This window comes from Desulfoglaeba alkanexedens ALDC, from assembly GCF_005377625.1.
Classification (GTDB): Bacteria; Desulfobacterota; Syntrophobacteria; order Syntrophobacterales; family DSM-9756; genus Desulfoglaeba; species Desulfoglaeba alkanexedens.
On sequence record NZ_CP040098.1, the window covers coordinates 2,449,490 to 2,474,135 of the forward strand.

Here is a 24,646-nt window from a genome sequence, read left to right on the forward strand (position 1 = left end):
GACCCGTAGAACCGGCAATCCCGCGTTGACTCTGGTCGCCGGCAGGCCGGCTCCTACAAAAGGGTGCGGGTCACGCGTTTGTCGTCCGATCGGCGGGCGGGAGCGCCGCCGACACCAGCCGGACCGTCAATGTCTTGCCGTTTTCTGGATGAAACGTATTCTCGGACACGCTCCTATAGATCGAACCCATGGGATGTTCACGGCGCAGAGATTGCGAAAACGGACACGGGGTTCCCGCCCGCGTCGGCACTTCGTTTCCGGTCAGCGATCACGAGCGGGAACCCCGGCATTATCGGTGCTTCGGTTCTAAATTGCAATGCGCTGTGCAGCAGTCTCGGCGTTCTTTTCACCAGATGTGGTCATTTGACCTTCCAGCCCATCGCTTTGACGGTCGGCCCCACATCCACATGCAGCCAGTGAATGGCTGTGCCACTGGTCTGCACGATTAATTCTCCGGACGAATTCATGACGGGGCGGCTTGGCATGCCTTGACCGATCTTCAGTACATAAGCCGTGACCTTGTCGCCCTCGACCACCGCCGTGTACTCGCCCGTGTCGAGCTGATCCGGAGTCGTCGTGACTTCCGTGAAACTGGAGTCTTCAAAGGAGTCACGCTTGGGGACGCCGCACAGGTAGTCCACGGCGTAGAGAAACGCGTCGCCGCCCGCCGAACACGGATCGTTTTTGGGAACGAAGGTTGTGAAAAAGACGGTGCCTCCGGCCACCAGGGCCGAGTCCACCACGCGTTCTCCGGGAGACAGGAGGTCGTAGACGCAGTTCCAGCAGCCCGACGGGCAGACACTTTCACAGCAATCCGGCGATCCATCCGATTGCAGCCACGAGCAGCCTGTTTCGAAGGTGGAGGTGAGGCAATGGAAATCAGCCTTCACGTCCAGGCCTCCGGGGGTGGTGAACCCACCGGTGAAGTCGCTGGGCCTCAATGTGCTATCTTTCAGGCCGTAAAAGGACATTCGGGCCGGGTCGGTCTTGTCGTCACTCGATCCCAGGATGTTTTCGAACTTCCCCGTGCCGAAGAATAGTCGGAGATTCCTGTGCTCGTCGAAAGCCGCCACAGGCATCACGGTCACCGGTTGCCGGTCAGAGCGGAAGAGGTTGCTGGTATCGGAGAGGTCCTTGGTGCGCCACACGTCGAGCTTGAGTCCTTTTGCGCTTTCGAGGTTGAATTTCAAGCCGTAGAAATTCCCGTTCAGGTCGCCAAGGTAAATGTGATCGATGGAGCCGTCGCTCAGTACCGCGCCGACTTGATTCCAGACGTCCAAAACGACCGGGTCTCCCATGGCATAGGGTATGGTGTTGCTTCCCGAGGTCTTGTCCGGCCATTTCTCGGACCAGTGGTCGAGGATCTGGGGCCAGAGGAACTGAAAGACGTTGATGCCCTTTTCGATGTCGATGGTCAGAAGATAGGGTTTAAGAGTGGCCCGTTTCTGGTCGTCGGTGAGGGCTGCGGGGAAATCGTCGAGGTTGAAGACGCGGGTTCCCGATCCCATGAAAGCGAACCAGCCGCTCAGATCCGATGCTCCGCGCGCCCGGTTTGCGGACACCGAGGGTAGCCCCGGTTCCAGGGGTTCAACTCGATCGTCCGCGGCAAGAGTGAGGCTGCTGGGGAGGGTCAGGTGTCCCACGTAGGGTACCGACCAGGAAACCGGAAGTGTCTTCGCGTAGTTATACACATCCAGGTTCCGGAAAGGCGTCTCCGCCGCATCGCTTCCGGTGGCGGGCGGAAGAAACAAGTTCCTGAGCACCGAATATTCCCACAGGACCTGCGGGCTGTCAGGGTCGGTGACGTCGATCGCGAAATAGACATCGCCGCCCCCGCGTTCGCCGCCGATGATGACCGTCCGCCATTCGCGGCTCCCGTTTCCGTCATGGTCGATGAAGACTTCCCAGGCCGTGGGTGAAAGATCCACCATGGTGCGGTGAGCGCAGCCCGACGGTGTGCCGTAGCCGGCTCGAGCCAATTCCTTGACTTCCGAAAGGAGGTTGCCCGGGATGTAGGCCCACCGTTCCTTTCCCACTTCAGCCTTCCCGGTGCATGGCTGGCCGTCGCATCGGCTGTCCGGTTCATTGGGATCGTAGATCCAGTGGCTTTCGTCGGCCGAACCGTCGCTGTCGTTGTCTGCCGCCGGGTTCGGGTCCTCCCACCACACGCCGGCGGTGAAGGCGTGGAGCATCCCGTCGTTTGCGCCCACGTAGACCACTTTCGGTCTGTCCGTTTGTACGGTTCGGTAGCAGTAGAAGCAGGTCTTTTCACAGTCCGTGTCAACGCCGCATTCACAGGAACAATCTCCGGCGATGTTCGGGTCGACGGCGCCCACCGAAGGCGGTCCTACGACCACCGGACTGGAATAGACGATATCGCCCAGCAGCCACCCCTGCCGGTCCCTGGCGACGCCGGTCCACGAACCGTCCCAGACGCCGTGCATCCAGTCGATGAGCGACTCGGCGTCGGAACCGTCGACCGTTCCATCGCCGTCGAAGTCGATGTCGTTTTCCAGTGCGCTCACTACGGTGGATTCCGTGGCCTTGAGATCCTTTTGCTCGCCGTTGATCATCGTGAAAATCTTGCGACCGGAGGAGGTGAGGTATGTTCCGGCATCCCAGCAGTGTCCGCCCGTGTGCCCGGCGTCGGCACAGAACTTGCCGATGTTTACATCCTTTTGAAAGCTGTAGATTTCGCCGATACACTTATCTCCGAACCATTTACACCCGGCGAGCTTTTCGCAAGCGGACTGGTCCGTGTAGTCGGAGCAGCCTTCGTACGGCCAGTAGGCTTCCAAGTGGCCCTTCCACAGGTATCGGCTGGGGTCATCCTCGTAGGTGGTGAACGCGCCGCGGATGACCAGGTCCTCCCCCAGGACTTCCTGGATGACGGTGGCCACGGCCCCCGCGCTGCCTCCCTTGGATGGAATGGCCACGAAGGCTTCCTCCAGTTTTTCTTCCAGTTTCAGTGGGTTGGCGACATAGCTGTCCGGGATGCCGTCCCCGTCCTTGTCCCATTCGGCCTGGAGGTCGGGCACATCGTTGCCGTTGATGTCATCGAAACCGCCCCACTTGGCCGCGTACCACAGAGGATTCTTCAAGACCCCCGAGGGGCTTCCGGAAAGGGTGAACGTCTTGGGCCAGGTGCGGTCGTCCTCCAGCGACGACACGGCGGAAGGCGTGTCGCTGTCCTCTTCGCTGACATCTTTGTCTTTGACCGGCAAAAAGACACCGTCCTCGGTGGTTCCGGAAATGATGAATCCCAGGACCTGGTCGATGGAGCCCGCAGCGTCGTCCGAAGTCAGAGAAACCTTGACCTGCCCGTCTCCGACAGCAGGTTGAACTTCGTAGATCACCATGGCATCCATATCGTGGTCGGCGCCTTGTTCGACATCTTCAAAGTTGATGCGGAATTTCGCAGAAGTCATGTTCCCGTCAGCATCATAGGTGATCTCATCCACGTAGAAATCGACGATCTGATTGGAAGGGCAATAGGCGTCTGCGGCGCAGTCGGAGATGTGCAGGCCGTCGTCGTCTTGAGTGATCGTGCACCGATCGGCACAGGCGGCTTTCACTCCGTGGGATCCGCTCACGGATTTCCCGATGGGGATGATTCGCGCGAAACCGCTTCCCGCCTTGATGTTGATGTCGGGAACCGGCGAAGAAATGGGGACCACGTAGGTGGTCACATCTTCCATCCCTTCGGCTTCGGCGATCTTCGTCTTGCCATAATAAGCCACGGCCGCCGAGTAATAGCTTCCCTGCTTGGTCGGCTCTTCAGGGCACAATCCCCGAATGGACGACAGGTTGGCGACATTTTTGGGCGTGCAGATGAAATCGTAGACCGATCCGCTTTCTCCGATGAACCAGGAACCTCCCGCCAGCGATTCGTGAGTCCCGATGGTATTCACCAGCTCGCTCACGTCCAGGTCTTCCAGGTCGCCCGTGAAGGACCCGAAATCCGGGTCGGCCCCCGGCACCTGGTCCGAATCGTAGCTGGGGTTGATATCGCTCAAGACGATGAGCGACGGTTTGGCGCACCACGGGAAGATGTCATAGGGCTGGAGATAATCAGCACCTTTACGAATGCCCCAATCCGGCTTCGAAAGTTTGAGACCCGCGTCGTCGTCGTTGGTGGTGTAGTTGAACGCATCGGTGGGAGACCCTTTCCCCGAGAGGTACCGGAGTGCTTCGTACATCATCTCGGCCACGGGATTGCCCCACATACGGCATTCGCCCTCGCTCAGCGGCCGATCCGTGATCCAGCCGCAGGTGCTACCGTCCGAGTCCCCGTAGGAATAGTCCGAATAGCTAAATCCCACGGGCCTGAGCCGATCCAGCGTCATGATGATGTTGCCTCGATCGCTTTCCGACGTCTGAAAGATTCCCGATTGGGCATCGATTTCATCCAGCACGCTCCAGATGTTTTTTCGAAGCACGCCTCCGCTCAGGTTCTTGGTGTTCGACCCGGTGAGCAGTCCGAAGTAGAGGGGCGCTCGTTCCACGCAGATCCCGTCGTTCGGGCCGCAACCGGCATCCGTCTGACATGGGATCGATGTCTTCGAGCAGACCTTCGATCCATCGCCTTCCCCGTATTTCTGGAGCAGCCCGATGGGTTTCGCTACACCGCCACCCCCGGGATAGACTTTGCAATAATGTTGCTCCAGCCCTTTGTCCGCGTCCACGCTGCACACCTGGACCCGAACGAAGCGGTAGTAATCGGGAGTCACCGGCCCGCTGCAGACCGGGCGTTCGGTGGTCGCCCAGTCCCAGACCCTGTGGGAATCGTTTAATGCCACGAGGATCTTGTGGGCCTCCCCTTCATTAAGGCTGGTGACACAGAAAAGATGCCGGTTTCCCGAGGTAGGTGCTTCATAAGGCGTGAGCCGGCGGGTATCGTCTCCGGCGTATTCTTTTCCCCAGCTGTGGGAATCCTGCGGGATATAGACCCCCTCCAGGACGGTTTCACTGGTATTGTCGGCGATCCGTTGGCCGCCGTAGAGCACGCGCTTCAGGATATCCATCCGCGACATGGAGAGCCAGTTCAGGAAGTTGCCGCTCCATTCGTCCGTGCCGCCGCAGTACTTGTCCGCCGTATACCGTTCCGGAATGAACCGTTCTGTCCCCGTGGTCGTGTACGTATAGCACTTGTAAGGATCGAAATATCCATAATAGTCAATGGAATGCTTGTAGCCCACGTCGATCTTGCCGTCTTCGTCGAGATCCTGAGCGTCGTTGTAGGCTTCATAGTAGAGCTTGTGGTCTCGTCCCATGATCAGCATGACCATGGGGGATGCGCCCGCGGAAATGAACGGCGGCGGATCGCATTGCCCCGCGAGGACATCCGGGGCCCCACCGGGTGAGACCAGGAAGGTAAAAATGGTGAGAGAAACGATGAAGCGTCTTTTCATGGCGTTCCGTCCGCGGATGAAGAAGCGTTGGCTGGGAAAGCGTTTGAGGCGACCCTGGCTTGAGTGCGCCTCCGATCTTTCCCGAGGTTGGGCATGGTTGTTGCGTAAATCACAAGACAAGAGGATGGCCGGTACGGGCGCAATACAACTCAGGTTGTGGATCGACCCCTCGTTCCCAAGCTCCAGCTTGGGAACGCCCTTACCGAAGCTGGAGCTTCTGCACAGTTGTGTTCCCAAGCTCCAGCTTGGGAACAAGAAGCAAAAGATCTGCACGAATACAACTTCAGGTTATGAATCGGAAGGTTCCATGCTTCTCTTTAGAAGATTCCGGGCGGGACGGCGGGAAAAGCGGTCGAGCGTGCAAGGAGCGTCATGAGCAAGGTGTCTATTGTCATTCCTGCCTACAATGAGGCGCTGAACATCGGGAACACCATATCGGAAATCCGTGAGATTCTTCCCGATGCGGAAATCCTCGTGGTGGACGACGGTTCTACGGACGACACGGCCGAAGCGGCTCGAAAGGCCGGAGCCTATGTTTGGAGCCACCCGTACAACATCGGCAACGGGGCTGCCGTGAAAACAGGTATCCGGCTGGTTTCCGGAGACAAGGTCGTTCTCATGGACGGCGACGGCCAGCATCATCCGGCCGACCTTCCCAAGCTGCTCGAAGCCGCGCAGAAATTTGACATGGTGGTAGGGGCGCGGCTCTCCGACGGGCATGCCAACGGTTTCCGCCGATGGGCCAACCGGTTTTACAACACGCTAGCCCGGTACGCCACCAAGTTTCCCGTCAAGGACCTGACATCCGGCTACCGCGTTTTCGACCGGGAGACGGTGCTACGCTACCTTTATCTACTGCCCAACACCTTTTCCTATCCCACCACCATCACCCTGGCTTACTTGAGGAGCGGCCGCACGGTCTGTTACGTCCCCGTCCGGGTGAGGCGCCGAAAGGGGAAAAGCAAGATCATGCCCGTTCGCGACGGCATGCGTTTTTTTCTCATCATCTTGAAGGTCACGACGCTTTTTTCGCCCCTTCGGATCTTTCTGCCGGTGAGCCTGGCTTTTTGGGGCCTGGGTCTTCTGAACTACGCCTACACGTACGTCACCGCGGGCCGCTTCACCAACATGTCGGCGCTTCTCATGACCACTTCCATCATCCTTTTCATGATGGGCCTCATCAGCGAACAGATCACCCAGCTCCGCTACGACCGGGTGGAAAACGGAGGGTGAATGGGAAACAGGCTTGAATATTTTCTGGTGTCGAGAAGCAGGCGTGGCAAGCTAAGTCTTTGGTAGCGTTCTAAAGTGTAGACTTTAAGCAGTAAGGTTAACGAAGGTCAAAAAATCCCCCTCTCCCTTGATGGGAGAGGGTTGGGGTGAGGGTGAGAAAGTTAACGTATGTCAATCAATTACATTCCCCTCCCCTTAATCCCCTCCCACAAGGGGAGGGGAAATAGAATTTGGCATCAAATATTAGGTCTATTATTTTCTACGCTACCAAGTCTTTGTGGTCACGCTGTAAATGAGTCAAGGCGGCATTGCGAAAGAGGTTAAGAAACTTGTCCCGAAGTGTCTTGGTCATAACCCGCAATTTGCCTCCCCTGGTGGGTGGTATGGAGCGTCTCGGGTGGCACATAGTGAAGGCATTTTCCGAGTCGTTTCATGTTCATGTGATCGGTCCGGAGGGATGCGGCAAGTATCTGCCCCGCAAGGTGACTTGTACTGAGGTTCCCCTGCGACCACTGGGAATCTTCTTGGGGAAGACAGCACTTAACGCACTCCGGCAGGCGGTTGGGTTTAAGCCTGAAATTACTTTTGCTGGAAGCGGCCTTACAGCGCCGATGGCGTTGGTTGCCGCCCGCCTATCGAGGTCAAGGTCTTACGCCTATGTCCATGGCCTGGATCTCGTTGTCCCCCGTACGGTGTACCGTTGGTTTTGGTTGCCTTGTCTTCGCTTGTTGGATGGAATCATAGTCAACAGCCGCGCCACATTTGCAATAGCTGAGCGAGCAGGGATTGCTTCTGAGCGGATCCGAGTGGTGCATCCAGGAGTGACGATGCTCGAACTGGAAGCCCGAGCCGCGTCCTGGTTCCGCTCGGCCTACGGGGTGGGAGATCGACCCATGCTGCTTTCTGTGGGGCGCCTTACCCGTCGGAAGGGACTCATGCACTTTGTGGCTCGAGTGCTCCCAACGATAGTTCGAAAAAAACCGACCGCCTGCCTCTATATCGTCGGCGACGTTCCTAGAGGTGCACTGATGGCGGAGGCTGAGGAACCCGAAGACATTCTTCGCGCAGCCCGTTCTGCAGGGGTTTCGAAAAATGTTTGCTGGCTCGGCCACCTGCCGGATGAAGCGCTGCAGAAAGCCTATGCGGCTTCCGACGTCCATGTTTTTCCGGTCCAAGATCTCCCAAACGATCCTGAGGGTTTTGGAATGGTTGCTTTGGAGGCTGCCGCCTTTGGGACGCCGACCGTGGCCTACGCCGTGGGAGGCGTTGTGGATGCTGTAGCGGATGGTGTCTCCGGGTTCCTTGTGGCGCCGGGAGATACTGCGGCTTTGGCCGAAGCCGTGCTGAGCTTGATGGATAAGCCGATGCCCAGGGAGAAGGTTCGCCGATTTGCAGAAGGCTTTGCGTGGCCTCGGTTCAACAAAGCCATCGTGCGTGCCGTTGGAGCGGATTGATGAATCGGCGCCCCCATGCGGTTGGTGACCTCTCTTCCCGGTATCTCAAGGCGCAGAAGATCGAAAGGCTCTTGGGCCTTACGCAGCGCTGTAGGCCGATCCGGCTTCTCGACATCGGGGCTGGTTCCGGGGGGATCGCACACTACTTCGCCACCCGGGCATGTGGAGAATACACCGTAACCGCTGTGGATGTGGTGGATGGGTGCGGATCTTTTAGAACGACATCCAGGGTGACCCTCTGAGGTAGATCCAGATGGCCTTGAAGCAGCAAGCGCATCAGCTCCGTTTCCCCTCGTTCCCAAGCTGGAGCTTGGGAACGAGGGGAAAATTCACCCCCGAAACCCCCTTCGGAGCCCGAAATCACCCCCTGGGTTCGCGAAAACCAAATCCTTCAATGCCCGGTTTTCAAGGCTTTACAGGGGCTCCGGAAATTGCTGTTGAGGAACAAACCGGGCATCTGCCCAAGAACTCCATTTCACCTTCGTGCCAGGTCAAGGCAGGCATTGATCAGCTCCTGTTGGTTGAATCCTTTCCGTGGCGTTTGCGGGAATGTTGAGAAGTAAAACAAGCATGGTCACAGCCATCCCTGCTTCCGCTGCATAGGTTGCCAAGGCTGCACCTTGCCAGCCCCATACTGGTATCCAGTAACAATTGAGCAAGATGTTCAATCCTCCGCCCAAGACGACGGCAACCATTGCAGTGCCTTGGCGGCCGCTTGTTGCCAAGGCATACTGCATCAGCAAACGCGGGGTGGTGGCAAGAGGTAGCCAGGCCAGCCAGCGCGTGGTAACAATGGTGTGAGAGTAATCGCCACCGAGCAGCCGTGCCATCCAAGGGGCACCGAGAAAAAGTGCAGAACCAACGGCCAGGGCGTAGCCCAAAGTCCAGGGCGCAAGCGGAAGCACGGCACGCCGAGTGCCTTGGAGGCCTCTTATTCCGATGTGGAAAAGCCTGGGGGCTGCGGCATTGAGGAGTGCATGGAGCGGCAGGAAGGCCATACCGGAGAATCGATAGCCTGCGGCATAACTGCCTGCGTGGGTAAGGGAATCCATGCGGGCTAGCATGAACTTATCCGCATCCCCATACAAGCTCTCGCCGACGCCCCAGATACTAAACGGTAAGCCGTCGAAAAACCATTTTTGGAGCAATGATCGGGCCGGCATGCTGGGCTTGCCCAGATCCTGTTGGATCAGACGCAGGGCATACATCGCCGCAACAAGGCTTGCCCCAGCGTAACAATAGGACCACAAGACGAGGGGGGGTTCAACTGAGGGCTGTGTAGTGCTCCACAGGAGGAATCCCGCGGCCGCCACCAGTCGGAAGAAAACGGGGGTCGATTGCAGTCGGGCCGCTCTTCCCATCCGCTGAAAGCCTCGGTAGGCGTAGGAAGCGGCATTGGCCGTTGTGCCGAAAATCAATTCCCCAAGCCCCACGGCGACCACGGCCGAGTAAGGAACAGAGGGAATGGGTAGTGTCCAGGCAAGTACCAGATAAACCAGCATCAAGAGGGGCGTGCTAAGCCCAAGCAGCGCCAGGGTGGCTCCCCACGCCTGTGGAAAGCTGGACGGTTCTCGGGCAACATCTCGCACGATTAATACATGGCCACCGAAGCCGGCAAAGCAACCGACGAAACAGGCCAGAGCAATCAATGCAGTGAAAGCACCATAATCTTCCACTCCCAATGTTCTGGCGAAGATGATAAAGATGAGTGCCTGCCCCAGCGCGCGCAAACCGAGTCCAAGTCCCATTCTCGCCGTATCGCCCGCCAGTCTTCCGGGTTGCCACATGGCTCTATTGGTCCTTTTGCCCTTCCAAGCATTTGAAATAAATGGGCAGGTAACCATTTATCATGGAGTTCAAGGAAAAGTGTTTCAAAGCTCTCTCACGGGCTTGCCGCGCCATGGTCTGCCACAATCCTGGGGACAAAGACAACTCTCGGCTGGCCACGGTGAATGCTTCTATGTCGTTCACCGGACAGAGGATTCCCGTCGATCCATTTCCCACCACTTCCGGCAGTGACGAAGTCCGTGAGGCGATGACCGGCAAACCGCATGCCATCGCCTCAATCGGTGTCAAGGGCAGTCCTTCCGAGCGGCTGGGGAACAGGAGTGCATCGGAGGTACGGTAGGCCTTTACCAGTGCCAGTGTGTTCAGCCTTGCTATGCCCCTTGAATTGGATGGTAGTGTATACCGACCATGTGCACCGGACCGATCCGCCGTGTAAAGAAGCTCGAAATCCGGCCCCAGTTTCTCAAGAATGGGGGCCAAGAGGTCCACACCTTTGCGCTTCATCCAGTTGCCCACATAGACCAGGCGGAACGGGTGGTGAGGCTCACGCTCGGGTCCCGGGGTGAAAGTGTGTTCCACATCGATGCCGTTGGGAATGACGACTACGTCCCTACGGCCGGACAACTTCTTCACCTGAAGCGCTACGTGCCGGCTGACGGCCGTAACGACGTCGGCACGCTTCAAGTTGCGTGCTTCTATCGGCCGGATCCAGATACGGTGATAGATCTTTTGCGGCGGGGTCTTATATGGCATGAAGGCTTGGTCGTGCACGCTGTGGTGGACCGTCACCACGGTACGGAGGTTCTTGGGGACAAATCGCGGGTGCAGCCAGGAGTTAGTGTGGACGACGTTGGCCCAGGCAGGGGGCTTCGGTATGGGCACCGTCCAGGGGGCGTACTCGGCGCGCAGGGGTAACCAGGTGATGCCGGCTCGGATGCCACGGCGGCTTAATCCTTCCGCGAGGCGCTCCGTGAAAACATCCGTGCCGCTGCCGGCACGGACCGTCGGAAACCAGACGGCGGGTTGAGGAACGTTCTTTTTAATCATTCCTTTGTCTTGTGTGTGATTCAAGCTGGGATCCTCCAGTCTTTAGTCGAACGGTGCCCAGCGACTGGATCTTCTGATTTCAAGTTTCTCCTGACAACCGGGTCAGAAGCAATTTTTACTTCTCCTCGGCTTGGTTGCGGTCAAAATGACAGTGCGCCCATTTTCTTCCGCAGTCGGAATGATCTATCATGAGATTGTGCCTGGTTAGCGCCGTGCAGGTTACTTCAGCGAGGGAAGGGCTTTGCCCGGGGGAAACCGCGCGGCCGGTTTCCCCGTTGCCAATGACGTCCCGGGTAGCGTGAAGATCGGAGGCGATGACGGGGCAGCCGCAGCCCATGGCTTCCACAGCGGCGGACGGTCATGCCCTGCATGGGTTCGGACCGCCTGGCTCCAGGGGTGTGGGGCGCCACCACATGAACCTCAAAGGTGTCGGAAAGGCGCCGGCACAGATCATGCGCAAACCTCGGCTCCCGGTCCCCAGGCCACCGTGGAAAGGTGGAGGTCAAGACCATCAGGCGTGGTGGATTGGCCGATCGGTCTCGGTTTCTTGCTGCCATGGCGTGCTTTGCCCGGGTTTTGATGGCATTCCTACTGTGGGCGCGGTTCGCGAACCGCCCCTGCGGTCATGCTCTCCTCCTCAGGAAGACTCGATCGTGCCAATCGGAGCGAGCCGTCACGGCTGTCGCCCTGGAAAGGTCTTAGCGAAAACTGCTTTGCAATATTTGGGCCTTGGAAGCGTGACGACGAAAAGGCGATCGGCCACCATGTGCCGCCGCAAAGTGCATTCCGTCAGGGGTCGGGTTCTGGAATGAGGGCATGGCAGAGGATGTCGCGTCTTCCTCGGACCTACTCCCGGGCTTCCCGACCGAGGCTTCCAGAGGCGTAGAAGCTCGCATGTCATAGAACTGACACAAGAACGGCAGGCCTGACAGCCGGTCAGCCTCTCCGGCATCGGCCCCGATGGATGGATTCCTTTCTCCTGGCGCTATTTTGGCGCATCAGGCTGAAACTTGGGATCTAAAGGGGCCTGACATGGGCGCGCTCCGAGATGTCATTCTGGAAGGGCTCTAAACGCAAAGGGCTGGACCTCATTTTTTACCGTGAAAATACACCCCCTCACCCTGACCCTCTCCCCCCGCTGGGGGGAGAGGGGATGATTTTCATGAGCGGGGGTGACCAAATCCCGGTCATCATGGTTTGGGCCGGATGCGGTCGGCGGGGAGCGGACGTCGGAACCGGCGGGCTGAACCGGTGACGCTCGCGCAGGCTGAAGCAGGGGGATCTATCCGGCGACGGCTGGGTGTTCCTGGAATGTCGGCCGCATGTTTCGTTTCCGTTACAGCGTCCATAAAAAGTCATTTTTAAAAAGGTGTAAATAATCATATTCTTCTTGGCAAGTGATGGAGAGCGTGGCATGTATAAATGCGTTCAGGGGTAGTCTTCGGAAGATTTTCAAGTTGATCCTTCATTGCGCCGATGAAAAGAACGCGGGTTATCCCTTCACGATCCTGCGGGGTCCTGGTTTCATGAGATCCGACGGCCGGCCGGAACAGGCGGCGGTTCGTGACATACTGATTCATGGGGGAGACTGTGGGGCATCTTTCGGCGCATCAAGCGGACATCCGTCACCGTGTTCTGGAAGTGGACGACCCCCCGCCGCTGGGCGAGGGGCTTGAACGGTTTCTGCAAACGCTCAACGACGATCAGCTCACCGCCGAACAACTGGAATCCGCCATCGGCCACGACCAAGGATTGGCCGCGAGGATCCTCAAAATGGCCAATTCCGCCTTCTATGGATACCGCGGGTCCATTCGAACCCTATCCAGCGCCATCGTCACGCTCGGTTTTCCCGAAGTGAAATCCCTTTGCCTTTGCGCCTTGTTGGTGGACCGGTTCGACAAGGCTCAGCATCTGAGCCGTGAAGAAAAGGACACGCTCTGGAAGCACGCTTTCCTGACCGGGACGGTCGCCTGGGCTCTGGTGAAGAAGCGCCCCTGGATTCAGGAGAGCGAAGCGTATTTCCTGGGGGTCCTCCATGACGTGGGAAGACTGGTCCTGGCCGCCCACTTCTATGACGACTTCCAAGCCATCTCGGTTCAGTCTCATTTGGATGGCCTTTCTCTCTGGGAGACGGAGCAGCGTTATGGGATCACTCATACGGACATCGGCCAATGGGTTGGGACACACTGGGGGTTTCCGGAGGAATACGTGCGGGTGCTCGGCCATCACCATCGGCCCGACCGTGCGCCGTCCTGCCGACCTGAATGCCAATTGGTATTCGTGGCGGACGGCCTCGCCCATGTGAAGTCCGCACCGCAGTGGGCATGGGAGCCGTTTACGCTTTCCGTCCGCCGGGATTTGTACATCGGCGAGGAAGAATGGGCCGCGGCGGTGGACGGAATGGATGCCTTGGTCGAACAGGTGGAAGGCTTGTGGAACGCGCTTCGATAAGGAGGGTGGAGATGAATGGAGCGGCTCAGGAACTCCTCCGGGTGGAATTTTCCAACTTGCGGCACCAGCGTGAAGAGATGATCGCGGTTCTCGGCATGATCCAGCGATTCTCACAACTGGTGCCCGCAAAGACGAGCTTGCAGGAAATCTGCAACCACCTGGTCCGGATCCTCATTGAACTCACCGACTTTGAACGCTCTTCCATCAGCCTGTGGGACGATAAAGGTGGCTTCCTGCGCCTGGTTTCCTCGTTCGGTTTTGAGGGACTGCTGGAAGACTCCGGGGATCCTGTGTACCGGTGGTCGGAGAGCCACGCTTTCAACGACAAGGTGACCCGCCGGGTTTTTGACACACGGGATGCGCTCTTTGTGGAGGACATGCGGCGGGACCCGGTGCCGGTGAAAGCGGACGCCGTCATCCTGCCGGTTTCTCTGGTATGCCTGCCGCTGCTGGACGTGGGGGTGCTGCTGCTCAGCGCGGGGCAGCCCCGGCAGTTTTCCAGTCAGACGCGGCGGAACTGGATGCTGGTGAGCGACATCATCGGCCACCTGATCCTGGGAACCAGTCTGAACGACCGCCTGAATGCCGCCAACCATTCGCTTGCGGTGGAGGTGGATCGAAAGACCCGGGCGCTGGAAGAAAAGACCCGGGCGATGGAAGCGGCCAACACTTTCCTGGAACAGGTCCTGGATCACACGCCTCAGGGCATCTGCATCCTGGACAATGAAGGAAAGATCGACCGCATCAATGCGGTCATGGAACGGCTGCTGGGGAAACCGGTAGGGGAGATCCGGCGGCGGTCGGCCGGGATTTTCTTCGAAGATCCGGAACGTTGCAAGGAGCTTCTGGAGAAGGCACGAAAGGGTCAGCGGATCCGACTGAACGATGTCGTGCTTGTGAATGCCGCGGGTTGCCGCTATCCCACGGACATTTTTTTGAGCCCTATCGAAGGAGACGATTCCGACCGCTGCGGGTATCTCCTCATGGTCGAGGATATCACCGAGAAAAAGACCTTCGCGGATCAGCTCATGAGAACGGAAAAACTGGCCGCGTTGGGAACCATGGCGGGCGGCGTGGCTCACGATTTCAACAACATCCTTATGACCATCCTGGGAAATACGCAACTTCTGGTGCAGCACCTAGGGTCAGGGGACCCCGAAATCGGTCGAAGGCTTCAGCACATAGAGCAGGCGGTGAACGACGGGGCTCACATCGTGCGCCGACTCCAGAAATTTACGGAAAAGGACCGCGATCCGAATGCTGAGGAAAACCTGTGCGATGTCAGTGATGCCATCAAGGACGTTGTCGAACTGACTCGACCACGCTGGAAGAATGCGGCGGAAAAAAACGGTGCGAAGATCGAGGTGAGACTGGAAACGCAGCCTCGGTGCCGTGCGGCCGTTCATCGTTCGGATCTCCGGGAGATTCTGACCAACCTGGTTTTCAACGCCATCGATGCCATGCCGGATGGCGGGGAGCTTGTGCTTTCCAGCCGCACCGAAGGCGATTGGGTGGTGATCGAGGTTGCCGACTCCGGGGTGGGAATGGACGAAGAGGTCCAGAAACGGATCTTCGACCCGTTCTACACAACCAAGGGAGTGGGGAATTCGGGGTTGGGTCTGAGTGTCTGTTGGAGTCTGGTGAAGCGCTACGGTGGTGATCTGGTGGTGCGGAGCCACCCCAGAAGGGGAACGACTTTCGTGATCCGCCTTCCCGGAGCCGGCGAGGCGGAGACAGCGTGCGGGATTCAGAGCGGGTCGAGCCGAAAGATAGGAGGGTACCGACTTCTGGTCGTGGACGATGAAAAGGAAATCCTGGACCTTCTGGGTGACATGCTGCGGCTCATGGGCCACAAGGTCACGGCCGCGCACGATCCCGGCGAAGCCCTGTCCATCCTGGAACGAGACCACTTCGATCTGGTGCTTACCGACCTCGGTATGCCGGTCATCAGCGGATGGGACATCGCCCGGAAGTCAAAAGAAAGGCTTCCCCAGATACCCGTGGTGCTCGTGACCGGTTGGGGGGCTCAATACGAAGACGAAGACCTCACGGGGCGGGGAATCGACCTCGTCGTGTCCAAACCCTTGAGTTATCAAAAGCTCATGGGAGCACTGGAAAAGTTCCTGTAGAGCGTGACGATGTGCGTTATATCGCTTCCGTCCGATGCGTGACCGTTTCGAAAACCGCACGTAACATCTTGGTAGCGTTCTAAAGTGGAGACCTTAATCAAAAAGGTTGACGAAGGTCAAAAAATCCCCCTCCCCTTAATCCCCTCCCACAAGGGGAGGGGAAATAGAATTTGGCATCAAATATTAAATTTATTCCACCTTGTTCCCAATCTCCAGCGTGGGAACACAACTGTGCAGAAGCTCCAGCTTCGATTCCCATGAGGCCGTTCCCAAGCCAGAGCTTGGGAACGAGGGGGAGAAATCCCCTCTCCCCCCTCCCCTTAATCCCCTCCCACAAGGGGAGGGGAAATAGAATTCCACCTTGTTCCCAAGCCGGTTTCGGTTCAGTCGCCATGCGCTTGCCGGCTTCAATCGGAGGGGAAATAGAATTCCACCTTGTTCCCAAGCCGGCTTGCCGGCGACGGGGGGCTTGCCGGCCTCGTCGCGGTTCGGAGCAACCTTCCGCATCAAGCCTGCCTTTTAAGGAAACAACGCTCCCCGCCGAATTATAGAACAAGACATTCAGGTGAGCTCCTGGGCGGGAGCCGTGACCTCCATGGCGGCCGCAGCGGAAGCCTTTGATGGGATGCGGGTGGTTTGGCGCGTGGATGTTCAAGATTTTGTCGGTTTCTCTTTTCGCCGGAATTTTTTCGGGCATCGGCTGCGCAGAAGATTGCCGGAAAGTCGGGCAGGGAGACGGTTGAGGTTCTCGGACACGATAGGGGGTGGTCCTCATGGAAACAAAAGTTGAAAACATCAAGCCTTTGGTGGCGGAGTCGTGGGTGAGGCAGGATCAGAGCTGGGTTCAAAGGGAACTGGTTCGCCCGGTGCCGAAAGACGAAGGCATCTCGTCGGCGCAGGCCAAAAAGGAGGAGAAGCCGCCTTCTGACGACATGCGTCTTGCTAAAGAGCGGCCTGAGGAAGTCAAGACGCTGGTTGAAGAGGTGCAGTCCTATCTGGAGGATTTGAACATCCGGTTGAAGTTCATCGTGCATGAAGAAACCGGGGACGTGGTGGTGCGGGTTCTGAACAAGGAGACGGGCGAGTTGATTCGCGAGATTCCTCCGGAAGAGCTTTTGAAGCTGCGCCAAAAACTGGAAGAACTCCGGGGGGTCCTTTTCCACGGCGAGGTCTAGCCGCGTGTCCGACTCGGATCGACGAAATCGCGATCGCGACGCGTAACGCCGTGGACAAGGTCCGAATTCTCCGGGAGCGGGCGCGCCTCCTGGAGGAACTGGAAAGGGCCTATCGCCGGCTCCGCATCCCCCTTCTTTATTGGAATTCCGCTCCACGGATTCCGGCCGAATCATTTCGGAACTGGAGCGGCTGAAAGATCTGCGACGTGAAGGGATGCTGGATGAGGCGGAATTCGAACGCCTCAAGCGGCAGATTTTCGCGAGAAGGGAATCGTCCGCCGAATGAAAATTCTTATCATTGAAGACGACATCTTCCTGGGAGACATTCTCCAAAGCTACTTGCAGCAACTGGGGCACGAGGAGGTGAGGGTCTGTCCTCGTGGACTGGAGGCGGAGGCTCTCCTGGAAAAGAGGACTTTCGATTGTGCTTTTATCGATCTGAAGCTCCCCGATATTGACGGTCTCAGTCTGCTGGAGAGAATAAAGGGGCGCGACCGGACGCTGCCCGTGATCATGATGAGCGGTTTTCCCACCATGGAGTCGACCATCCAGGCCATGCGGAAGGGGGCCTCCGATTTTCTGACCAAACCGTTCACCCTCCAGGATCTTGCGCTTTCTCTGGAACGGGTGACCAAGGAACGAATTTTGCTCTTGGAAAACCTGGGCCTGAAACTGGAGTGTCAGGCTCAACGGCAACTGAAGGCGGTCAACGTGGAACTTCAGGAGAAGGTCCGGGAAAAGGAGCGGTTGTTTGAGATTTCCCGCCGGATCGATGAGGTGCGTTCCAGCGAAGACCTTTATGCGACGATCATCCAGCTGGCGCATCGGGTGACGCAAGCGGACAGAGTGGGGTTTTTCGTGTATCTTCCCGAACACGACCGGATCGCCCTCATCTCGGAGAAAGGTTTCTGCGAAGCGGGCTTGACTCGGCCGGTCTTCAGCGTCGATGCTTCGAGGCTAAAAGAACGGGTCGGTTCCGGATCCAGGCCGGTGCTGGTCCGGCCCTGGGATTTCCTTCGGGGCTGGACCGGCTTGGATGATGAGCCCGGAGCGGGGGCGCCCGGTTCAGGCTCATTGTTTGCGCTTCCGGGCGGGGAGAGCGAGCGCGGGATGCTCCAGGCTTCCTACAGATGCTGGCCGCTGTGGATCCGCGGCGAGCTGTTCGGGTTACTGATGCTTTCGCAGAACAGCAAGAACGGGAGCCTGTCCGCTTCGCAGACGGGACTCCTGGATTTCCTCATGCGCAAAGCGGCGCTCGCCGTGGAAAACATGGCGCTCTACGAGAGCTTGATCAGCAATTTCTACGGGATCTTGAAATCTCTTGTGAACGCTTTGGAAGCGAAGGATCCTTATACGGGCAAGCACTCGGAACGGGTCACCATCTTTGCGGTGCGCCTGGCCCGTGCCATGGGTTGCCGGCCGAACGACATCGAAGTACTTCGGACCGTGGGCTACCTTCATGACATAGGCAAGATAGGCATTGCGGACAAGATTTTGAACAAACCGGGACGCCTGGATCCCGAAGAATACGAGATGGTTAAACGGCATCCGGTGATCGGGGAAGCGATTGTTAGGGAACTGGGTTTGAGCGCAGAAGAACGCGCGATCATTCGGCATCATCACGAACGATGGGACGGCAAGGGGTATCCGGACGGGCTGAGCGGTACTGATATTCCGTTTCTGGCTAGGATCGTAACGGTGGCGGATGCCTTCGACGCCATGACCTCCAAACGGGCCTACCGCGATTCGCTCCCCCTGGAACAGGCCAAGCAGGAAATCCGTGACAGCCGCGGCAGGCAGTTCGATCCTGACGTGGTGGATGCCTTTTTCGCGGTCATGGAAGAACGGAAGGGAAGCGACGGGGATGAATAACCGAGAGTTCCTGAGGGTGGAAGTTCCGGAGTTGAGGGTTCACTACAACCTGATTCCAGAGAACTGCTCCATTCCTCATTTGCTGGGCTTCGTGGAAAAGAGGGAACCGTCGTCCGGACTGGAACCGGAGGGCTGCGATCCCGTTCAGGAGATGATACTCCGTATGGTGCGCCGTGTGGAATCCAAGCTGGACAGGATCCTGGGACACCTTGAGCGCGACGGGTACCGGCCGTCTTACGAATTCCAGGGACAGGTGGTGAATATAAGCGGCGGCGGGCTGTCTTTCGCCACGGTGAACGACCACGCGGTGGGCGCCGTTCTGGAGCTGTGCATCTTTCCGCAGTTCGGTGATCCCCGCCCCCTATTCGCCATAGGAAAAATCTGCTCGATTGAACCGTACTCTTCAGACGTGTATCCTGCGGCATCTCTGGTGGGAGTGAAGTTCGTGGAAATTGAAGAGGAAGCGCGCGAAGCGATCATCCGGCTGGTGTTTCAGATGGAACGGAAACGAAAACAGCGGGATGTCGAAGAGGGGTGGAATCCGGGAGGGAAGACGTGACGGTCGGCATCGCGAAGGAATCCGGGAAGGGGGACGGAGAAGGCGAAGCGTTGCGTCGAAGTCTGCCGGCCCATTGTCTCGAAGCGCTTTTCGTGAAAGATCGGTTGGCCCACACGGGGAGCCTGGTCCGGGGACTGATCCACAACTTGAACGGCCCGCTTCAGAACATGTCCATCCTACTGGAACTCCTGGTCAAGGGTTACGACCGCATGGACGAGGCGGCTCGGGACTTGTTCAAGGAAAATCCCGATCAGTGGGCAAGGCTTTACGGTAATCAGAGGCAGAGGGTTGACCGATTGACCGAGCAGCTTGCGGTCTTTTCGGACATGCTTCGGGATTTCGTGGTGCTTCACGAAGTGGAAGTCGGGGAAGGGGAAGTCGATATCAATCTGGTGCTTTCGAAGCTTGCCAGGGTGTTTGTGGCCGACTTGTTTTTCAAGCACCAGGTGGAACTTGAACTGAAGTTTTCCCAAAGGTTACCCTTTGTCAAGGTGGCGGGCCGCCATTTGATTCCCACGCTGATGCATCTGTTCGACAACGCCGTGACGTCCCTCAAAGGTTGTCCGGTTCGAAGGATCACCGTGGAATCCAAGGCTGAGGCCGGCCGGGTGCGAGTCTTCATCCGGGATACCGGGTGCGGTTTCGATGGGCCGGAGGCACCGGATGACCTCTTCCGGCCGTTCCATTCCGCCTGGCCCGAATCGGTGCTGGTCCACTGCCACGACAAGGTCTTTCTGGGTTTTGGATTGTTTGCTGCAAGGCGGCTCCTGGAACCTTACGGCGGTTTGGTGTCGCTGTCGCGCGCGGAAGAGGAAACCGTGGCCGCCGTCGACCTTCCGGTTTCCTAAAGCGCGGCGCCGCCGTCTCCAAGCCGGAAACACCGCTGCTCAGCCTGCCGGCCCGGAAAATGGGACGATGGGCCGGCAAGTTTTTCCTTTCGGGGAAAAAAGTTGCCGCAGCGGATGGTCGGCGGAGCGGCGAGCTGAGGGAATCTTGGTGCGGCTCGGTTGGCACGAACCTTGCCCCGCTTCGGTCTGAAGGTCGAAACCGGCAAGGTGTGGTTCAACCAAACGGAAAGGCGCGATCATGAAGATTTCGGAAACGCAGCATCACGCCCCGCTTCAGAACGAAAGCGAAAGGAGCCGTCGAACCGGAACCGCCGGTTCTCCAGGCTTCCAGGAGATGCTTGATGAGGAGGCTGGGGCGTCCGTGTCGCCGGCCGTCTCGAGCCCCGGTGAAACCGAAGCCGTGTCCCCTGCAGGCGGCCTCGCTCCCTTCTCGAACCTGGAGGTTCCCACCGAAGGTCTCGGCGCTTCCGTTGAGGCGATCGATCATCTGATCGAAGGCTTTCATCGCCTGCAGCAGGGCCTTGAGTCGCCGGTGGTGACTCCCAGGGAAGTCGAGGGGCGGCTGGAGGCTTTGGCGCAGGAAGCCGAAGGGCTTCGCGGGCGGTTCGAGGACTTGCCCCGGGACCACGGGCTTCGGTTGCTTGCCGAAGAAATCCAGGTCCTGGGCTACGTGGAATCCGTCAAGTGGCGCCGGGGCGATTACCTTTGAACCTTTGAGCGGGAGGTGCCTTTGAAGTCACTTCCATCGACGGGGAAAATCATTGCGATACTGGCGGTTTTGCACGGCTTCCTAGGGGGACCGGGGGTCTCGGTCGAGTGCCGGGAACCCCTTGGGCCTCCGATGCTCCTGGCCGAACTTCGTGAAAGCGACGAAGCCGTTGTCCACCGGGCCGTCCCGGAGCGTCCATCGTGTCTGGAAGAAGAAGAGTGGGAAAAGCAGGAGAAGGCGTGGAACATGCTGCAGGACATGATCCTCGACCTCGATTTCGAACGGAAGTCGTTTCGCCCCGTCGTTCCCCATGAGTCCCCTGAAAGACCCGGAAGGTAATCGCTTGTCCCAAAACAAGCTCGTGAAGGTCGGGCCGTGAGATTCCTTGTTTCTGTAGGAGCGGGCTTGCCCGCGACGCAAACCATCTGTAGGAGCGGGGCCCTCGCCGCGACTCGCAAAACAGGCAATGCCGCGTTGACCCTGATCGCCGGCAAGCCGGCTCCTATTCCCCTCCCCTTGTGGGAGGGGATTAAGGGGAGGGGAACGTAACTGATTGACATACGTTAATTTTCTCACCCTCACCCCAACCCTCTCCCATCAAGGGAGAGGGGGATTTTGTGACCTTTTCCCCTCCCCTTGTGGGAGGGGATTAAGGGGAGGGGAGTGTAATTGATTGACATACGTTAATTTTCTCACCCTCACCCCAACCCTCTCCCATCAAGGGAGAGGGGGATTTTGTGACCTTTTCCCCTCCCCTTGTGGGAGGGGATTAGGGGGAGGGGAGTGTAATTGATTGACATACGTTAATTTTCTCACCCTCACCCCAACCCTCTCCCATCAAGGGAGAGGGGGATTTTGTGACCTTTTCCCCTCCCCTTGTGGGAGGGGATTAAGGGGAGGGGGAGAGGGGGGATTTTTTTGGCCTTCGTTAACCTTTTTGCTTAAGGTCTCCACTTTAGAACGCTACCAAAATTTTAGCATCATACAATCAACACTTTACTCTGTGGACCTTAAGCTGCCACGGTCCGGACTTTCCTGCCCCATCCTTTGATGACTTCCAGCGAAGCCCTTCCGGAAGCACCGGCCTTGCCGCGCCCGGCAATGTTGACCGGCGTTTCGTGAGCCGGGGTGTGGAGATCCCTGGCTCGGCTGCCGAAAACCCGCTTTGCTATTGAGCTCTTCCCACTTTGGGTTCAAGGTGAACCGCCGATCCGCCGATCATATGGGTGAATTCAAGGGGACCATCGAGCGCCTTCGGCGCATGGCAACGATCGAACTCGGTGACAGCGGATCTTTTATGGCTCATCCCATGTCCGAAAGCCTGTTCCGCCAGTTCAGCGAACTGGTCTACGAACAGTGCGGGATCAATCTTCACGAAGGCAAGCGAACGCTCCTCGAGGCACGGCTGGCCAAGAGACTCCGGGCGACCGGCATGGACTGTCCCGAAGAGTACTACCGCTATATCACATCCGCGGAAGGTAGGGCCGAGCTCATTCATTTTCTGGACAGCGTTTCCACAAACCTCACCGCCTTCTTCAGGGAAGTGCAGCATTTCGAGTATCTGGAGCGCCATGTGTTGCCGGAAATCGTGGAACGAAAGCGGGCCGAGCGCAGGTTCAGGCTTCGTGCCTGGTGCGCTGCCTGTTCCACGGGTGAAGAGCCGTACAGTATCGCCATGACGGTCCTTTCCGTGCTGGACCGGCCCGAAACTTGGGATTTCAAGATCCTGGCGACGGACATCTCCACGAAGGTGCTGGCCATAGCCGAGCAGGGGCGGTACTCGAGAGAGCGCCTGGCCAAGGTTCCTGAAGCCTACCGGCGGCTGTTCTTTCGCGGGTCGCCCGGAGGGGGCTCGGCCGACACCTTCGAGGTGATTCCGGAAGTCCGCCGCATCGTCACCTTCCGGCGCCTGAACCTCAAAGATCCTTATCCGTTCCATGGACCGTTCGACTTCATCTTTTGCCGTAACGTCATGATCTATTTCGATAAGTCCACACAGGAGTCCCTGATCAACCGAATGGCCGCGTATCTGGCGCCCGGCGGATACTTCTTCGTGGGGCATGCGGAGAGCCTCACGGGGCTGAAACACCCGCTGATCTATGTCAAGCCGGCTGTTTACCGTAAGTAGCGGAAGTCGCTCAATCTCCTGATGATCGAGAAACGAGGCATGCAACGAGTGATTATCAGAGTTGCGGACATGGCGGTGAGCAACCGCCCCGACGAGATCCTCATCACCTACTCGCTGGGGTCCTGCATAGCGGTGGTGATTTACGATCCCAGGGTGAGGGTGGGAGGGATTCTGCACTACATGCTGCCGGAATCGTCCATGGATCCGGAAAAGGCCAAACGGAAGCCGGCCATGTTCGCGGATACGGGGATCCCGATGCTGTTCAAAGCCAGCTATGCGTTGGGAGCCCAGAAAAAGAACCTGACGGTGAAAGTCGTCGGTGGAGCTCATATCCTCGACGAAAACGGGGTGTTCAACATAGGAAAACGCAATTACATGGCGTTGCGCAAGATCTTCTGGAGGAACAATGTGCTCGTTTCCGCGGAGCACGTCGGCGGGAGCGTGAACCGAACCGTCCGGCTGATGATGGATACGGGGCAGGTGATCCTGAAGGTGTCCGGCCTGGGAGAGATGGAGCTGTAGATTCCGGGGAGATCTATTGAGATGTCGTACAATGTTTTGATCGTTGATGATTCGAAATCCATGCGAAGCGTCATCAAGAAGGTTCTTCGCATTTCAGGATTTCGCAGCGGAGAAATCCTCGAGGCGGAAAACGGGAAGGAAGCACTGGAGCTCCTGAAGGGCAACTGGGTTGACCTCATCCTCACGGACATCTATATGCCCGTGATGGACGGGATCGAGTTCATTCGGAGGTTGGAGCAGGAAGAGACCTTGAAGGACGTCCCGGTGCTGCTTCTGACGACGGAAGGCAACGAAGAAAGACTGCAGGAGGCCATGGCCCTGGGAGCGAAGGCCTATCTTCGCAAGCCCTTTCAACCCGAAGCGATTCGAGCTTTGCTGAACCAGATCCTTGGAGAGACCGATGGACGGGAACCTGAGGGATGTGATGAAGGATGCGATTTCTGAGGTGCTGACCACGATGTTTTTCGTCGAGGTGAGCTTCTCGGATAACGGAACACCGGTCTTCGATGAAAGTATGGGAGCACGGATCACTCTGCACCGGAGGCGGGGCGGAAGGTCTTGTGCATGGATCCTCAGCTTTCACTTGTCGCGGGCCTTTGCGACCTTGATTTCAGCCAATCTCCTGGGCAAGGATGAATCGGATGTGTCCCATGACGAGGTTCAAGACGTGATGTTGGAGATGGCCAACATGATCGGCGGAAGCTGTGTCGCACGATTGCCGGAATCCGATTGGGTTCTGGGGCTTCCCGAATGGCTGGCGGACCCGTCGCCGCCGGTCCAGGAGGGGGAGACGCTGATTCTGTGCACATGGGAAGAACAGGTGGGTGTTGTCCGAATGGTCGAAACGCCCGTTTGAAATCCCTCTGACGCCGGGGAGCCGCCTGTTGGGCTCATCCGGCAACGGACAGGAACGGACAGGGAGGAAGGCTTTGGAGTACGGGAAGATGACGGTTCTGGTGGTGGATGACTTCTCCACGATGCGCCGCATTATACGGAATATCCTGAGGGAATTGGGCTTCAAGAACATATTGGAAGCCGAAAACGGTGCGGCGGCGGTGACGGTGCTCAAGAACCACGATGTGGACCTGATCGTCGCCGACTGGAACATGCCTGAAATGACGGGCCTCGAGCTGCTCAAATGGGTCCGGGGCAACGCCCGGACCAAGGACCTGCCGTTTCTCATGGTGACAGCGGAGGCACAGAAAGAAAACATCGTGGAAGCGGTCAAGGCCAAGGTCAGCCATTACATCATCAAGCCTTTTACCGCGGCGACGCTTCAGGAAAAGCTGCAGAAGATACTTCCTCAAGAGTGATCCAGGA

At 58.0% G+C, this 24,646-nt stretch carries 21 protein-coding genes and 1 pseudogene; 18 read left to right on the forward strand and 4 right to left on the reverse strand.

Features of this window, described 5'->3' with window-relative positions; translation table 11 throughout:
- Nucleotides 1-359: 359 nt before the first annotated feature.
- Nucleotides 360-5,411 carry a pilus assembly protein gene (locus FDQ92_RS11065; RefSeq protein ID WP_137424944.1) on the reverse strand — a complete coding sequence of 1,684 codons (5,052 nt, stop codon included), beginning with the start codon at nucleotides 5,409-5,411 and terminating at the stop codon, nucleotides 360-362.
- Nucleotides 5,412-5,783: 372 nt separating this feature from the next.
- Between FDQ92_RS11065 and FDQ92_RS11070 the strand changes: the two genes are divergently transcribed.
- From FDQ92_RS11070 to FDQ92_RS11080, 4 genes and pseudogenes are all read left to right on the forward strand, one after another.
- On the forward strand, nucleotides 5,784-6,644 hold the full coding sequence (locus FDQ92_RS11070) for a glycosyltransferase family 2 protein (RefSeq protein ID WP_137424945.1): 861 nt from the start codon (nucleotides 5,784-5,786) through the stop codon (nucleotides 6,642-6,644).
- 383 nt (nucleotides 6,645-7,027) lie between these two features.
- Nucleotides 7,028-7,456, forward strand: a pseudogene (locus FDQ92_RS16290) (glycosyltransferase); the annotation flags it as partial.
- 15 nt (nucleotides 7,457-7,471) lie between these two features.
- On the forward strand, nucleotides 7,472-8,098 hold the full coding sequence (locus FDQ92_RS15750) for a glycosyltransferase (protein WP_246041687.1): 627 nt from the start codon (nucleotides 7,472-7,474) through the stop codon (nucleotides 8,096-8,098).
- Entirely contained in the window at nucleotides 8,098-8,340 is a 243-nt protein-coding gene (locus FDQ92_RS11080) for a class I SAM-dependent methyltransferase (RefSeq protein ID WP_137424947.1), read from the forward strand. Before FDQ92_RS15750 ends, FDQ92_RS11080 begins: the two co-directional genes overlap by 1 nt.
- Nucleotides 8,341-8,589: 249 nt before the next feature.
- Here FDQ92_RS11080 and FDQ92_RS11085 read toward each other — a convergent pair whose 3' ends face one another.
- From FDQ92_RS11085 to FDQ92_RS16505, 3 genes are all read right to left on the reverse strand, one after another.
- Nucleotides 8,590-9,885, reverse strand: coding sequence for an oligosaccharide flippase family protein (locus FDQ92_RS11085; RefSeq protein ID WP_170180310.1), 1,296 nt, complete (start codon nucleotides 9,883-9,885; stop codon nucleotides 8,590-8,592).
- Between the two features lie 4 nt (nucleotides 9,886-9,889).
- Nucleotides 9,890-10,933 (reverse strand): glycosyltransferase family 4 protein, encoded by a 1,044-nt coding sequence (locus FDQ92_RS11090; RefSeq protein WP_137424949.1) that lies wholly within the window; start codon nucleotides 10,931-10,933, stop codon nucleotides 9,890-9,892.
- A 115-nt stretch (nucleotides 10,934-11,048) separates the two neighbouring features.
- Complete coding sequence (locus FDQ92_RS16505) at nucleotides 11,049-11,270, reverse strand: glycosyltransferase (RefSeq protein ID WP_137424950.1); 222 nt, start codon at nucleotides 11,268-11,270, stop codon at nucleotides 11,049-11,051.
- Nucleotides 11,271-12,523: 1,253 nt separating this feature from the next.
- On the opposite strand from FDQ92_RS16505, the gene FDQ92_RS11100 reads away from it, so the two are divergent.
- The 14 genes from FDQ92_RS11100 to FDQ92_RS11165 all read left to right on the forward strand — a co-directional run bounded on the left by FDQ92_RS11100 (nucleotide 12,524) and on the right by FDQ92_RS11165 (nucleotide 24,639).
- Entirely contained in the window at nucleotides 12,524-13,384 is an 861-nt protein-coding gene (locus FDQ92_RS11100) for an HDOD domain-containing protein (protein WP_170180311.1), read from the forward strand.
- Nucleotides 13,385-13,395: 11 nt separating this feature from the next.
- Nucleotides 13,396-15,513 carry an ATP-binding protein gene (locus tag FDQ92_RS11105; RefSeq protein WP_170180312.1) on the forward strand — a complete coding sequence of 706 codons (2,118 nt, stop codon included), beginning with the start codon at nucleotides 13,396-13,398 and terminating at the stop codon, nucleotides 15,511-15,513.
- A gap of 773 nt (nucleotides 15,514-16,286) precedes the next feature.
- Nucleotides 16,287-16,688 carry a flagellar protein FlaG gene (locus tag FDQ92_RS11110; RefSeq protein WP_137424953.1) on the forward strand — a complete coding sequence of 134 codons (402 nt, stop codon included), beginning with the start codon at nucleotides 16,287-16,289 and terminating at the stop codon, nucleotides 16,686-16,688.
- A 139-nt stretch (nucleotides 16,689-16,827) separates the two neighbouring features.
- Nucleotides 16,828-16,974, forward strand: a complete 147-nt coding sequence (locus FDQ92_RS16510) for an SHOCT domain-containing protein (protein ID WP_137424954.1) — start codon at nucleotides 16,828-16,830, stop codon at nucleotides 16,972-16,974.
- Nucleotides 16,971-18,560 carry an HD domain-containing phosphohydrolase gene (locus FDQ92_RS11120; protein ID WP_137424955.1) on the forward strand — a complete coding sequence of 530 codons (1,590 nt, stop codon included), beginning with the start codon at nucleotides 16,971-16,973 and terminating at the stop codon, nucleotides 18,558-18,560. The genes FDQ92_RS16510 and FDQ92_RS11120 overlap by 4 nt, the downstream gene beginning before the upstream one ends.
- Complete coding sequence (locus FDQ92_RS11125; RefSeq protein ID WP_170180313.1) at nucleotides 18,553-19,119, forward strand: PilZ domain-containing protein; 567 nt, start codon at nucleotides 18,553-18,555, stop codon at nucleotides 19,117-19,119. Before FDQ92_RS11120 ends, FDQ92_RS11125 begins: the two co-directional genes overlap by 8 nt.
- The gene (locus tag FDQ92_RS11130) at nucleotides 19,116-19,967 is read left to right on the forward strand and encodes an ATP-binding protein (protein ID WP_137424957.1); all 852 of its coding nucleotides are present in this window, start codon (nucleotides 19,116-19,118) and stop codon (nucleotides 19,965-19,967) included. The genes FDQ92_RS11125 and FDQ92_RS11130 overlap by 4 nt, the downstream gene beginning before the upstream one ends.
- Before the next feature lie 238 nt (nucleotides 19,968-20,205).
- The gene (locus FDQ92_RS11135) at nucleotides 20,206-20,676 is read left to right on the forward strand and encodes a hypothetical protein (RefSeq protein ID WP_137424958.1); all 471 of its coding nucleotides are present in this window, start codon (nucleotides 20,206-20,208) and stop codon (nucleotides 20,674-20,676) included.
- Nucleotides 20,677-20,697: 21 nt separating this feature from the next.
- Nucleotides 20,698-21,015: a hypothetical protein gene (locus FDQ92_RS11140; RefSeq protein WP_137424959.1), complete on the forward strand. Its 318-nt coding sequence runs from the start codon at nucleotides 20,698-20,700 to the stop codon at nucleotides 21,013-21,015.
- 922 nt (nucleotides 21,016-21,937) lie between these two features.
- Nucleotides 21,938-22,804 carry a CheR family methyltransferase gene (locus FDQ92_RS11145; protein WP_170180314.1) on the forward strand — a complete coding sequence of 289 codons (867 nt, stop codon included), beginning with the start codon at nucleotides 21,938-21,940 and terminating at the stop codon, nucleotides 22,802-22,804.
- Between the two features lie 39 nt (nucleotides 22,805-22,843).
- Nucleotides 22,844-23,326 (forward strand): chemotaxis protein CheD, encoded by a 483-nt coding sequence (locus FDQ92_RS11150; protein ID WP_137424961.1) that lies wholly within the window; start codon nucleotides 22,844-22,846, stop codon nucleotides 23,324-23,326.
- A gap of 21 nt (nucleotides 23,327-23,347) precedes the next feature.
- Nucleotides 23,348-23,770 (forward strand): response regulator, encoded by a 423-nt coding sequence (locus FDQ92_RS11155; protein ID WP_137424962.1) that lies wholly within the window; start codon nucleotides 23,348-23,350, stop codon nucleotides 23,768-23,770.
- Complete coding sequence (locus tag FDQ92_RS11160) at nucleotides 23,727-24,182, forward strand: chemotaxis protein CheX (RefSeq protein WP_137424963.1); 456 nt, start codon at nucleotides 23,727-23,729, stop codon at nucleotides 24,180-24,182. Before FDQ92_RS11155 ends, FDQ92_RS11160 begins: the two co-directional genes overlap by 44 nt.
- An 88-nt stretch (nucleotides 24,183-24,270) precedes the next feature.
- Nucleotides 24,271-24,639: a chemotaxis response regulator CheY gene (locus tag FDQ92_RS11165; RefSeq protein WP_137425809.1), complete on the forward strand. Its 369-nt coding sequence runs from the start codon at nucleotides 24,271-24,273 to the stop codon at nucleotides 24,637-24,639.
- The last annotated feature ends 7 nt before the right edge of the window (nucleotides 24,640-24,646 follow it).

What these genes read in the sequence shown, in the direction of transcription:
- FDQ92_RS11065 (WP_137424944.1), bottom strand. Translation starts at nt 5,411, where the DNA reads ATGAAAAGACGCTTCATCGTTTCTCTCACCATTTTTACCTTCCTGGTC.
- FDQ92_RS11070 (WP_137424945.1), top strand. Translation starts at nt 5,784, where the DNA reads ATGAGCAAGGTGTCTATTGTCATTCCTGCCTACAATGAGGCGCTGAAC.
- FDQ92_RS15750 (WP_246041687.1), top strand. Translation starts at nt 7,472, where the DNA reads ATGCTCGAACTGGAAGCCCGAGCCGCGTCCTGGTTCCGCTCGGCCTAC.
- FDQ92_RS11080 (WP_137424947.1), top strand. Translation starts at nt 8,098, where the DNA reads ATGAATCGGCGCCCCCATGCGGTTGGTGACCTCTCTTCCCGGTATCTC.
- FDQ92_RS11085 (WP_170180310.1), bottom strand. Translation starts at nt 9,885, where the DNA reads ATGTGGCAACCCGGAAGACTGGCGGGCGATACGGCGAGAATGGGACTT.
- FDQ92_RS11090 (WP_137424949.1), bottom strand. Translation starts at nt 10,933, where the DNA reads ATGATTAAAAAGAACGTTCCTCAACCCGCCGTCTGGTTTCCGACGGTC.
- FDQ92_RS16505 (WP_137424950.1), bottom strand. Translation starts at nt 11,270, where the DNA reads ATGGGCTGCGGCTGCCCCGTCATCGCCTCCGATCTTCACGCTACCCGG.
- FDQ92_RS11105 (WP_170180312.1), top strand. Translation starts at nt 13,396, where the DNA reads ATGAATGGAGCGGCTCAGGAACTCCTCCGGGTGGAATTTTCCAACTTG.
- FDQ92_RS11110 (WP_137424953.1), top strand. Translation starts at nt 16,287, where the DNA reads ATGGAAACAAAAGTTGAAAACATCAAGCCTTTGGTGGCGGAGTCGTGG.
- FDQ92_RS11120 (WP_137424955.1), top strand. Translation starts at nt 16,971, where the DNA reads ATGAAAATTCTTATCATTGAAGACGACATCTTCCTGGGAGACATTCTC.
- FDQ92_RS11125 (WP_170180313.1), top strand. Translation starts at nt 18,553, where the DNA reads ATGAATAACCGAGAGTTCCTGAGGGTGGAAGTTCCGGAGTTGAGGGTT.
- FDQ92_RS11135 (WP_137424958.1), top strand. Translation starts at nt 20,206, where the DNA reads ATGAAGATTTCGGAAACGCAGCATCACGCCCCGCTTCAGAACGAAAGC.
- FDQ92_RS11145 (WP_170180314.1), top strand. Translation starts at nt 21,938, where the DNA reads ATGGCAACGATCGAACTCGGTGACAGCGGATCTTTTATGGCTCATCCC.
- FDQ92_RS11150 (WP_137424961.1), top strand. Translation starts at nt 22,844, where the DNA reads ATGCAACGAGTGATTATCAGAGTTGCGGACATGGCGGTGAGCAACCGC.
- FDQ92_RS11155 (WP_137424962.1), top strand. Translation starts at nt 23,348, where the DNA reads ATGTCGTACAATGTTTTGATCGTTGATGATTCGAAATCCATGCGAAGC.
- FDQ92_RS11160 (WP_137424963.1), top strand. Translation starts at nt 23,727, where the DNA reads ATGGACGGGAACCTGAGGGATGTGATGAAGGATGCGATTTCTGAGGTG.
- FDQ92_RS11165 (WP_137425809.1), top strand. Translation starts at nt 24,271, where the DNA reads ATGACGGTTCTGGTGGTGGATGACTTCTCCACGATGCGCCGCATTATA.